This window comes from Phenylobacterium sp. (assembly GCF_022402485.1).
Lineage (GTDB): Bacteria > Pseudomonadota > Alphaproteobacteria > Caulobacterales > Caulobacteraceae > Phenylobacterium.
The window spans coordinates 199,917-210,339 of record NZ_JAKRSA010000015.1; the positions used below are offsets into that span (position 1 = coordinate 199,917).

Below are 10,423 nucleotides of genomic sequence, written 5' to 3' on the forward strand. Positions count from 1 at the left end.
TTGCGGCACCGGCGTGGCGGACTCAGATCCAGTCGACGCGCAGGACCTCATAGGAGCGAACGCCGCCGGGCGCGTTGACCTCGACCACGTCGCCGATTTCCTTGCCAATGATGGCGCGGGCGATGGGCGATGAGATGGAGATGCGACCGGCCTTCACGTCGGCTTCATGCTCGCCAACGATCTGATAGCGGGCCTCTTCGTCGGTATCCTCGTCGACGAGGGAAACCGTCGCGCCAAACTTCACCTGTTTGCCAGACAGCTTGGACACATCGATCACCTGCGCGCGGGCAAGCTTATCCTCGATCTCGGCGATCTGGCCTTCGATCCAGCCTTGCCGCTCCTTGGCGGCATGGTACTCGGCGTTCTCCGACAGGTCGCCGTGCTCGCGAGCCTCGGAGATCGCAGCGATCACAGACGGTCGCTCGACCGTCTTCAAACGCTTCAGTTCTTCGTCGAGAGCCTTATAGCCCCCGGCGGTCATCGGGACTTTTTCCATGGCGGGTGAAGACTCGGGTAATGCGCCTAAGGGATTTCTCCGGCCGCGGGCGCCAACGTCCGGGGGGGAGACGATATGAGTGTGCGTTGCAAAACGCAAGGGGTGGTGGTGGCAGACCAGCGCCGGACGCCCCCTCAGCGCCCGCCGTCAGGCGCTCTCGCTGACGATACAACCCCGCAATTCGGCGTCGTCCGGGGCCTCATAGGCCTTTTCGCTGAAGTGGAACATCTCCGGTGTGACCAGCAGCCTGAAGCCTTCGCCGCTCACCTCCTGGCGACCGAGGACTCGCTCGCGGCGGACCTCCGCCGGGGCGGTCACGAAATGGAACTGTAGCGGGATCTCCACGGCCTCGGCGATCTGCGCCACCCGCTGGCGATCGCTGCGGCGCATCAGCCCGAGGTCCATGACCACTGAAGTTCCGGCGGCCAGGACGCCGGCGGCAGTGGACCAGATCTGCTGCTCGCAGCGTTCCACTCGATCCATCATCCACTCGAACTCGAGCGGTTCGGGCATGTCGGGACCAAACAGCCGCCCCATCCAGTCGTCGATGGCGAAGGCCACAGCCGGCAGGCGACGGGCAAGATCCCGGGCATAGGTGGACTTGCCGGCACCCTGGGGCCCGAAGATCACATGCAGTGTGGCGCTCATGGCCAGCGACTTAGCGGACCGAAAGCCCGCCGTCGATCACCAGTTCGGCGCCGGTGACGTAACGGGACTCACTGCTGGCGAGCCACAGCACACCGTCGGCGATGTCGGCCGGATCGCCCTTGAAGCCCAGCGGCGTGGCCACACTGGCCATGGCGTCGAGACTGGCGGCCCGCTGCGGACCAGCGTTTGAGCCCGGTCCGCCAGTCCCGATGATCGTGTCCCAGATCGGGGTCTCGATGATCCCTGGATGGACCGAGTTCACCCGCACCTTGTCGCCGGCTGCGGCGCATTCCAGGGCGACCGACTTGGTGAACAGGCGCACGGCGCCCTTGCTGGCGCAGTAGCCGGCCAACGTGGCGGCACCCTTGAGTCCCGCCACCGACGACATGTTGATAATGCTGCCTCCATCACCGCTTTCGCGCATCAGGGGCAGGGCGTGCTTCACCCCCAGGAAGACGCCTTCGACATTGACGGCCATCTGTTTGCGGAAATCGGCCAGGGTCATATCGAGCACGGAGCCACCCAGGCCGATACCGGCGTTATTGACCAGGATGTCCAGGCGCCCATGGCTCTGGCGCAGGGCCTGGATCACCTCGATCCATTGGGCCTCATCGGTGACATCCTGGTGCAGGTAGCTGGCCTGGCCGCCCTTCGCCTTGATCGCCGCGGCTGCCTCGGCCCCGGCTTCGTCGCTGAGGTCACTGAGGACCACCCGCGCGCCTTCCGCCGCAAGCCGTTCGGCACATGCCAAACCGATTCCACTGGCTGCCCCGGTCACCAGGGCCACCTTGCCGTCCACACGTCCTGCCATGTTCGTTCTCCGTCCCACTTGCGTCTGACTGCTTTGCGTCAGACGGCGCTTTGAAACGGGGGTAGCCTAGCCATGGCGGGGAGGGAAGCCTTGCCGCCCCGCAGCGATGACGGGCCTCTGGCCCAAGCTGGCCCAGGCATGGCGCAGAAGGGTGTTTCGCCTACGGCGTCTGCTTAGGTTTCAAGGTCGTGTGCGCGGCCCTATTGCGCTGGCCTGAGGGCGCAGCCCCTAGACCAGACTTGGGTCAGATTACTGCAGATAGGACGGACTACCCCCTGCGGTGAGCAGGCCAAACAGCATGGCCCCTCCCAGAAGGACGATCAGCGCCACGACCATCAGGTCTGTGGCACCTTCAAATTTCTGCAGCAGATGACGGCGCCTGGGCGGATGGGCGGTGTCGTGACCTTCATCCAGTTGCATGGCGGGCTCCCTAAACAGTCTTCTGGTTGCGGGCCCTGGCGTTAGGCCAGGGCTCGATGCCGGACTGCGACAGGCGTCACGGGAAGACGCCGCATTGCGGGCGACCGCATAGTCTGAACTGGGCCGCCCGTAAGCGCCCGTGCCTGTCTAAGCCAGGCGACAGGGGAAGCGTGCGCCTGAGTTTGGCCGGCGTCAACTTCAACCGCACATTGTTTTTGTCATTTACGACAAAAAGAACCCATTTTTGACGCCCAATTCAAAAAATGAATCCACCCGCGCCCTTAGCCGTGGGCGTAGCTCTGCAAGGGCCGCACATCGAGGCTGTCAGTGGCGGTGGCCGCGATGGCCTGGGCGGCGGCCAGAGCACCGGCGGCGGTGGTGAAGTAGGGCGTCTTCATCATCAGGGCCGTGCGGCGGATCGCAAACGAGTCTGACAGGGACTGTTTGCCCTCGGTGGTGTTGAACACCAGCTTCACGTCGCCGTTCTTCATGGCGTCGACAATGTGAGGTCGTCCCTCCAGCACTTTCTTGACGGGCTGAACACTCAGGCCTTGGGCGGTCAGATACTCACAGGTGCCGCTGGTGGCCAGAATGGTGAACCCTTGCTCCAGAAGCAGGCGCACCGGCGTCAGGATCCAGGGCTTGTCGCTATCCTTGACCGAGACGAACACCGCGCCAGATTTTGGCAGAACGGTCCCGCCCCCCAGCTGGCTCTTGGCGAAGGCCCGGGCAAAGGCGGCCGAAGAATCGGGCTCTCCGGGGCGCCGCCAGTCCAGGCCCATGACCTCGCCGGTGGAGCGCATCTCCGGGCCCAGCACGGTGTCGACGCCGGCAAAACGGGCAAACGGGAAGACGGCTTCCTTGACGGCCACATGGTCATAGGGCGCATCCACCAGATTGAACTCTGCCAGCTTGTGCCCGGCCATGACCTTGGCGGCGATGGCGGCCAGGGGACGACCGATGGTCTTGGCCACAAAGGGCACGGTCCGGCTGGCCCTGGGATTGACCTCCAGCACATAGATGCGCGGGGCGTCGCTGTGGGGTTCTTCAATGGCGAACTGGACGTTCATCAGGCCGCGCACTTGCAGGGCATGCGCCATGGCCTCGGTCTGACGTTTCAGTTCGACGATGGTCTCGGGCTTCAGCGAGAAGGGGGGCATGGAGCAGGCGCTGTCGCCGGAATGGACGCCGGCTTCCTCGATATGCTCCATCACGCCGGCCACGAACACGGCCTCGCCATCACAGAGGGCGTCCACGTCCACCTCGGTGGCACGGGACAGATACTGATCCAGCAGAACGGGGCTGTCGCCCGACACCCGGACGGCGTCGCGGACATAGCGGGCCAACTGCTCATCATCGCGGATGATTTCCATGGCTCGACCGCCCAGGACGTAGGACGGGCGGATGACCACGGGGTAGCCCACCTGATGGGCGGCCGTGAAAGCCTCCTCGTCGGAGCGGGCAATGGCGTTGATCGGCTGGGCAATCTTCAGGCGGTGCAACAGTTGCTGGAAGCGCTCGCGGTCCTCGGCCAGGTCGATGGCGTCGGGGCTGGTACCCAGGATCGGGATGCCCGCATCTTCAAGGGGCTTGGCAAGTTTCAGCGGCGTCTGGCCGCCAAACTGGACGATCACCCCCAGAAGGGTGCCACGGCTACGCTCGACCTCGATCAGCTCCAGCACGTCTTCGGCGGTGAGGGGTTCGAAGTACAGGCGGTCAGAGGTGTCGTAATCGGTGGAGACGGTCTCGGGGTTGCAGTTGACCATGATCGACTCCACCCCGATGTCGGCGAGGGCAAAGGCGGCGTGGCAGCAGCAGTAGTCGAATTCGATCCCCTGGCCGATCCGGTTGGGACCGCCGCCGAGGATGATAGCCTTCCGGGCCTCTGTGGGTTCGCTCTCGCACTCGGGAACCTGGCCCAGGGCCCCGGTCTCGTAGGTGGAGTACATGTAAGGCGTCTCGGCGCGGAACTCGCCGGCGCAGGTGTCGATACGTTTGAACACCGGCCGAACGCCAAGACCCCGGCGTTGCTCGCGGACCTCGGCCTCAGTGGTGTGGGTGAGGGTGGCCAGGCGAGCGTCGGAGAAGCCCTGGGCCTTCAGCGCGCGGAACGCCTCGGCTGTGGCCGGCAGGCCCTGGCTGGCGATACGGGCCTCCTCAGCGACCAGGTGCTGCAACTGTCGCAGGAACCAGGGCTCGTAGGCGCAGGCGGCGTTCACGTCCTCGACGCTCAGGCCATGGCGGAACGCCTGGGCGATCACCAGAAGCCGATCTGGTGTTGGCTGTCCTAGCGCGCGCACGATGGCGGCATGGCCCATTTCCGGGTCAGACGCGTTCTCAATGGCGATTTCGTCAAGACCTTCGAGACCGGTTTCCAGGCCGCGAAGGGCCTTCTGCAGGCTCTCGGCGAAGGTGCGACCGATGGCCATGACCTCGCCCACCGACTTCATCGAGGTCGAGAGGGTGGCCTCGGCACCCGGATACTTCTCAAAGGCAAAGCGCGGGATCTTGGTGACCACATAGTCGATGGAAGGCTCGAACGACGCCGGCGTGGCGCCGGTGATGTCGTTCATCAGCTCATCGAGGGTGTAACCGACGGCCAAGCGCGCGGCGACCTTGGCGATGGGGAAGCCGGTGGCCTTGGACGCCAGCGCCGAGGAGCGCGACACCCGCGGGTTCATCTCGATGACCACCATGCGGCCGTCGGCGGGATTGACCGCAAACTGGACGTTGGAGCCGCCGGTTTCCACGCCGATTTCCCGCAGCACGGCGATCGAGGCCGCCCGCATCACCTGATACTCTTTGTCGGTGAGGGTCAGGGCCGGGGCGACGGTGATGGAGTCGCCCGTGTGGACGCCCATCGGGTCGATGTTCTCGATGGAGCAGACGATGATGCAATTGTCCGCCTTGTCGCGGACGACCTCCATCTCATACTCCTTCCAGCCCAGGACGCTTTCTTCGATCAGGACTTCGGTGGTCGGCGACAGGTCGAGGCCCCGCTCGACGATCTCGCGGAATTCCTCGACATTGTAGGCGATGCCGCCGCCGGTGCCGGCCAGGGTGAAGGACGGGCGAATGATGGCCGGTAGGCCAACAAACTCCAGGCCCTCCAGGGCTTCGTCCATGGTGTGGGCCGCCTTGGACTTGGGGCTTTCCAGCCCGATCGCGTCCATGGCGTTTCGGAACTTCTGACGGTCCTCAGCCTTGTCGATGACGTCCGCCCGCGCGCCGATCATCTCGACATTGTAGCGGGCCAAGGCACCTGATGCCTCGAGGGCCAGGGCCGTGTTCAGGGCCGTCTGACCGCCCATGGTGGGCAACAGCGCGTCAGGGCGTTCCTTGGCGATGATCTTCTCAACCATCTCCGGGGTGATTGGTTCGATATAGGTCGCATCGGCCACGTCCGGGTCGGTCATGATCGTGGCCGGATTGGAGTTGACCAGGATGATCCGGTAGCCCTCGGCCCGCAGGGCCTTGCAGGCTTGGACGCCGGAATAGTCGAACTCGCAGGCCTGGCCGATGACAATCGGGCCGGCGCCGATGATGAGGATCGAGGAGATGTCGGAGCGTTTGGGCATGTTTTTTCCGCGCGCAAGGACGGCCGCGCACATCAGCGCGCCCGACACCGGTCAGAATGCAGGTTAAGTCGCCCGTTTAGAGACGGAGTCGGGGGCGTGCAAGCGCCTCATTCGCCACGGCGGTTAACAAGGGGGGCGATGGGGTAAAACCGAAGAAGGCCGGCGCTGGCGCGCCGGCCTTCCGGAAGGTTCGTGCATTAGGCCTTCGGGCCTGCGGGTTTAGACCTGCAGGTTGGAAGCCGCCATCTTGCCGCTACGGCGGTCGCGTTCCAACTCGAAGGTGATCTTGTCGCCTTCATTGAGCGTGCGCAGGCCGGCGCGCTCAACGGCGGAAATGTGAACGAAAACGTCGGGACCGCCTTCATCGGGGGTGATGAAGCCGAAGCCCTTCTGGCCGTTGAACCACTTTACGGTGCCGGTAGACATGGAGGGTATAAGTCCTTGGAGAGGTCAGCCGCCCGCAAAGAGTTTATTGCGGGGGTTCAATGTCGGGCGGGGCGTGCGGCATAGCCTGTCCGGGCCGGGAAGAGGCTGGAAAAGTCGTCCGTGCCCTTGCGAGATTGACTTTCGAAATCTGGCTGAAATTTCTGCGTATCGCAAGTTGAATCCCCGGTCGCCACCCTCGCGTCCGTCCGAGAAGCCAGGCCAAGGCTCAAGTCCTAGATCTTCGCCTTAAGGTCATGATTAAGAACCCTTATTTATCGCCGGGGCGGGCTTGAAAAGCTCGCCGCGCAGCCAGTGGTTTCGTTCCATTTGGCATCAGTGGCGGCCTCTGGCTTCGCCCTTCAGGCGAGCAGTACCTCGCCAGTTAGGCGTGGCCCGTCTGGCCCGCCTCGTGCTACGGGGACGGGCGGGAGGATCATTATGAGAAAATTAACGCTTATCGGCGTGCTGGCGGCAGTTCTTCCCGGGTTAGCCTTCGCCGCGCCCAGCCCACCGCCTTCCATGGATGCCCGACCGATCGCGCCGTTGAGCTTCGCCCTGCCGCAGGACGACGAGCCTGATCAAGGGGACAAGGTCCGCATGACGGTGATCCAGGCGACCTTGGCACCCGGCGAAAGCCTGCCGGAAAATGCCCGCACGGCGCTGCGCTACATCTATGTGAAGTCAGGGCGACTGCAGGTTTCCAATCTGGTCACAGGCGATCGCCAAGATGTTGAAGCCGGCGAATTCGCTGTCGAGTCGGCCGGGCAATGGCATACCGGTCTGGCCGTCGGGGTTGAGCCGGTGGAAGTCCTCCTGATCGAACAGGCGCCCGCAGAGCTCTGATTGTCTGCGCCCCCTTCCTGTGCGGCGAGGGCGCAAGCCTGGCCGTGCTGTCGCCCGCGAGGCTGCGATAGTGCCTTGCCCCCGCCGAGCTCCCCCGGCAATTTGCAGCCAAGGCAGATTCCACCTGCCGTTCATTCCGAAGAGACGCCGTGCCCTCTGTGACCGCCGACGACCTCTCCGCCTTGATGTCCAGGGTCGCCGCCGGCGACCGCGAGGCCCTGCGACAACTTTATCAGGCCACCTCCTCGAAGCTATTCGGCGTCTGCCTGCGTATCCTCTCCGACAAGGATGAGAGTGAGGACGTGTTGCAGGAAGTCTATGTCACCATTTGGCGTCGCGCCGACCGGTTCGATCCGGCCCGGGCGAGCGTGATGACGTGGATCTCCACCATCGCCCGCAACCGCGCGATCGATCGCCTGCGCGCCCGGGGCCCCCTGGCCCGGGCCGAGCAGATCGACGACATGGAAATTGCCGATAGCGCCCCCAGCGCCACGGCCCTGCTGGAAACCGCCGAGTCGGTCGGTGCCCTGCAGCGCTGTCTCGCCGAACTGGACGACCGCACGGAAAAGGCCATCCGCACCGCCTTCTTTGAAGGCGTCACCTATGAAGCCCTGGCTCAACGGCTCGACACCCCGCTCGGGACGGTCAAGAGCTGGATTCGGCGAGGGCTGATGAAGCTGAAAGGGTGCCTGGAGCCATGAGCGATACGGGTCCAGAGATGAACGAGCCGGAAGCCCTGGCCGCCGAACACGCCCTCGGCCTTCTGACTGCGCCAGAGCGGGCTGCCGCAGAGCGACGCATGGTGGCTGAGCCGGCCTTCGCCCAAGCCGTGGATGCCTGGCGTCGTCGGCTGGCGGTGCTTGCCGTCGAGGTGGCCGAGGTTAAGCCGTCTGGCGACGTCTGGGCGCGGATCGAGCGCGCCCTGCCGGTCAATGACAACAACCCACAACTGGCCCGCCGCCTTGTGTTCTGGCGCGGGGCGACAGTCGGTGCCATGGGTCTGGCTGCTGCTAGTCTGATGGTCGCTGTCTATCTCGGCAACCGTCCGCCAGTGGTCCTGCCAGCCCCGGCCAGCGTGACCCAGCCCCTGTTGAATGCCAGCCTGAATACTGAGGGCGGGCAGCCCCTGTTCGTGGCCTCTTATGATCCGGCCCGACAGGCCCTGATCATCACCTCCCTGGTGCCGCCGGGGACCGATCCTCTGCATGTCCACCAGCTCTGGCTGATCCCGGTGGAGGATGGGGTGCCCCGGTCCCTGGGCATGGTCGAGCCCGGTACAGCCAAGACCGTTCCGTTGGATGCCTCGATCTCACAACTGGCCCATGAGGGCACGCAGATCGCCGTTTCTGTGGAGCCCCCAGGGGGCTCGCCCCAGGCAGGGCCCAGCGGACCGGTGGCCGCAATCGGTGCCCTGGGCGAAATCTAAGCCAAGTTACGCCAGTCTAGGGGAAAGCGCCCCTTAGCGGGCCTCGTCCATCAGCTTGGCGAAGCGGTCGAACAGATAAAGGGAATCGGTGGGGCCAGGAGAGGCCTCCGGGTGATGCTGCACGGAAAAGACCGGCCGGTCCTTCAGAGCGATGCCGGCATTGGTGCCATCGAACAGGGAGACGTGGGTCTCCACCACCGGCGGCGGCAGGCTGTCGCGGTCGACCGTGAAGCCGTGGTTCATGGAGACGATCTCCACCTTGCCGGTGGTCAGGTCCTTGACCGGATGATTGGCCCCATGATGGCCCTGGTCCATCTTCACCGTCCGGGCCCCCAGCGCCAGGGACAGCAACTGGTGACCCAGGCAAATGCCGAACACCGGCACGCCGCTTTCCACCAGCTTGCGAATCTCGGGCACGGCATAGGTACCGGTGGCTGAGGGATCCCCGGGTCCGTTGGACAGCAGGACCCCGTGAGGTTTGCGCGCCAGCACATCTTCCGCTGAGGTTGAAGCCGGGACCACGGTCACCTTGGCGCCAACGCTGACCAGCGCCCGCAGAATGTTGCGCTTGACCCCATAGTCCATGACCACGACCTCAAACTTCGGCTCCGAAGCGGGCGGGGCATAGCCCTCGGGCCAGGTCCACAGACCCTCGCCATAGACGAAGGGCTGCAGGCACGTCGCGTCCTTGGCCAGGTCCAGCCCCACCAGGCCCGTCCATTGCCGGGCCTTAGCCACCAGGGCCTCCAGGTCAAAGCGACCGTTGGGGTCGTGGGCGATGACGCCATGGGGCATGCCGCGCTCGCGGATGCCGCGGGTCAGTGCCCGGGTGTCGACCCCGGCCAGGCCAATCACGCCGCGCCGTGACATCCAGCCGGCCAGGTCAGAGTCGGCCCGCCAATTGGCCGGCGCGGTGGGGACATCGCGGAAAATCGCCCCCCGGGCCGAGGTCTCGGCGGCACCGGACATCTGCTCGACGTCCTCCAGATTGGTCCCCACATTGCCCACGTGCGGGAAGGTGAAGGCAATGATCTGCGCCATGTAGGAGGGATCGGTGAGGATCTCCTGATAACCGGTCATGGCGGTGTTGAAGCAGACTTCGCCCACGGCCTCACCGGCGGCACCAACACCGATCCCCTGCAGGATGGTCCCATCGGCCAGGGCCAGCACACCGGTCGCGCCGGAGAGAAGTTGGCTCGTCATGGGAGACTCCTTAGGGGGCGGGCAGGGTCGCAAAAAGGCGGGCCAGGGTGAACCCCGCCCGCCGTGCAAACGGCGGCGTAGGTACTGAGTCCCGCCGCCTGGGTCAATGCAAGGTGACCCGGTCATCACTTCATGCTGTAGGCTTTCCACCTTTATGGCGGTGGAGCGCAAGGGGCACGCATGTCGCAATCAGGTCATATCGATCCCGATCGTCAGGCCTGGGGCCTGTTCAAGGCCCTGCCGAGGGATCAGCCGATCCATATGCTCAACCTTGTGCGCCTGCGCCCACTGGCGCAGTACCCCGAGGGACATGCCAACCGGGACAAGGGTTTGACCGGCCTCCAGGCCTATCAGGCCTATGGTCGCACCACCGCGCCGATCTTCCGCCGCTTGGGGGGATCCCAGGTTTGGGTGGGACGTCCGGAGGTCACCCTGACCGGGCCACAGGATGAAGCCTGGGACCTGGCCTTTATCGCCCACTATCCCAACGCCGAGGCGTTTATCGCCATGGTCCGCGACCCTGAGTACCAGGTCCTGGTGGCCCATCGCACGGCGGCTGTGGCCGATTCCCG

General features: G+C 64.9%; 11 protein-coding genes. 4 read left to right on the forward strand and 7 right to left on the reverse strand.

Going from position 1 to position 10,423, the window contains the following annotated elements:
• Nucleotides 1-22 precede the first annotated feature (22 nt).
• The 6 genes from greA to MH112_RS05885 form a co-directional block, all read right to left on the reverse strand.
• Nucleotides 23-496 carry a transcription elongation factor GreA gene (gene greA / locus MH112_RS05860; RefSeq protein WP_296565145.1) on the reverse strand — a complete coding sequence of 158 codons (474 nt, stop codon included), beginning with the start codon at nucleotides 494-496 and terminating at the stop codon, nucleotides 23-25.
• A gap of 147 nt (nucleotides 497-643) precedes the next feature.
• Entirely contained in the window at nucleotides 644-1,144 is a 501-nt protein-coding gene (locus tag MH112_RS05865) for an ATP-binding protein (protein ID WP_296565148.1), read from the reverse strand.
• Nucleotides 1,145-1,154: 10 nt separating this feature from the next.
• Nucleotides 1,155-1,955, reverse strand: a complete 801-nt coding sequence (locus MH112_RS05870) for a glucose 1-dehydrogenase (protein ID WP_296565150.1) — start codon at nucleotides 1,953-1,955, stop codon at nucleotides 1,155-1,157.
• Between the two features lie 249 nt (nucleotides 1,956-2,204).
• Complete coding sequence (locus MH112_RS05875) at nucleotides 2,205-2,375, reverse strand: hypothetical protein (RefSeq protein ID WP_296565152.1); 171 nt, start codon at nucleotides 2,373-2,375, stop codon at nucleotides 2,205-2,207.
• A gap of 281 nt (nucleotides 2,376-2,656) precedes the next feature.
• Nucleotides 2,657-5,953: a carbamoyl-phosphate synthase large subunit gene (gene carB, locus MH112_RS05880; RefSeq protein ID WP_296565155.1), complete on the reverse strand. Its 3,297-nt coding sequence runs from the start codon at nucleotides 5,951-5,953 to the stop codon at nucleotides 2,657-2,659.
• A 219-nt stretch (nucleotides 5,954-6,172) separates the two neighbouring features.
• Nucleotides 6,173-6,379 carry a cold-shock protein gene (locus tag MH112_RS05885; RefSeq protein ID WP_293322384.1) on the reverse strand — a complete coding sequence of 69 codons (207 nt, stop codon included), beginning with the start codon at nucleotides 6,377-6,379 and terminating at the stop codon, nucleotides 6,173-6,175.
• A 438-nt stretch (nucleotides 6,380-6,817) separates the two neighbouring features.
• Here MH112_RS05885 and MH112_RS05890 point away from each other — a divergent pair, with 438 nt between their 5' ends.
• The 3 genes from MH112_RS05890 to MH112_RS05900 all read left to right on the forward strand — a co-directional run bounded on the left by MH112_RS05890 (nucleotide 6,818) and on the right by MH112_RS05900 (nucleotide 8,648).
• Nucleotides 6,818-7,222, forward strand: a complete 405-nt coding sequence (locus MH112_RS05890) for a cupin domain-containing protein (RefSeq protein WP_296565158.1) — start codon at nucleotides 6,818-6,820, stop codon at nucleotides 7,220-7,222.
• 149 nt (nucleotides 7,223-7,371) lie between these two features.
• The gene (locus MH112_RS05895; RefSeq protein ID WP_296565161.1) at nucleotides 7,372-7,923 is read left to right on the forward strand and encodes a sigma-70 family RNA polymerase sigma factor; all 552 of its coding nucleotides are present in this window, start codon (nucleotides 7,372-7,374) and stop codon (nucleotides 7,921-7,923) included.
• On the forward strand, nucleotides 7,920-8,648 hold the full coding sequence (locus MH112_RS05900) for an anti-sigma factor (RefSeq protein ID WP_296565163.1): 729 nt from the start codon (nucleotides 7,920-7,922) through the stop codon (nucleotides 8,646-8,648). The genes MH112_RS05895 and MH112_RS05900 overlap by 4 nt, the downstream gene beginning before the upstream one ends.
• A gap of 33 nt (nucleotides 8,649-8,681) precedes the next feature.
• Here the strand turns inward: MH112_RS05900 and carA are convergent, their stop codons facing one another.
• Nucleotides 8,682-9,851 (reverse strand): glutamine-hydrolyzing carbamoyl-phosphate synthase small subunit, encoded by a 1,170-nt coding sequence (gene carA, locus MH112_RS05905; RefSeq protein ID WP_296565164.1) that lies wholly within the window; start codon nucleotides 9,849-9,851, stop codon nucleotides 8,682-8,684.
• A gap of 180 nt (nucleotides 9,852-10,031) precedes the next feature.
• Between carA and MH112_RS05910 the strand changes: the two genes are divergently transcribed.
• The coding region (locus tag MH112_RS05910) for a DUF1330 domain-containing protein (RefSeq protein ID WP_296565167.1) at nucleotides 10,032-10,423 on the forward strand (392 nt) is incomplete at its 3' end.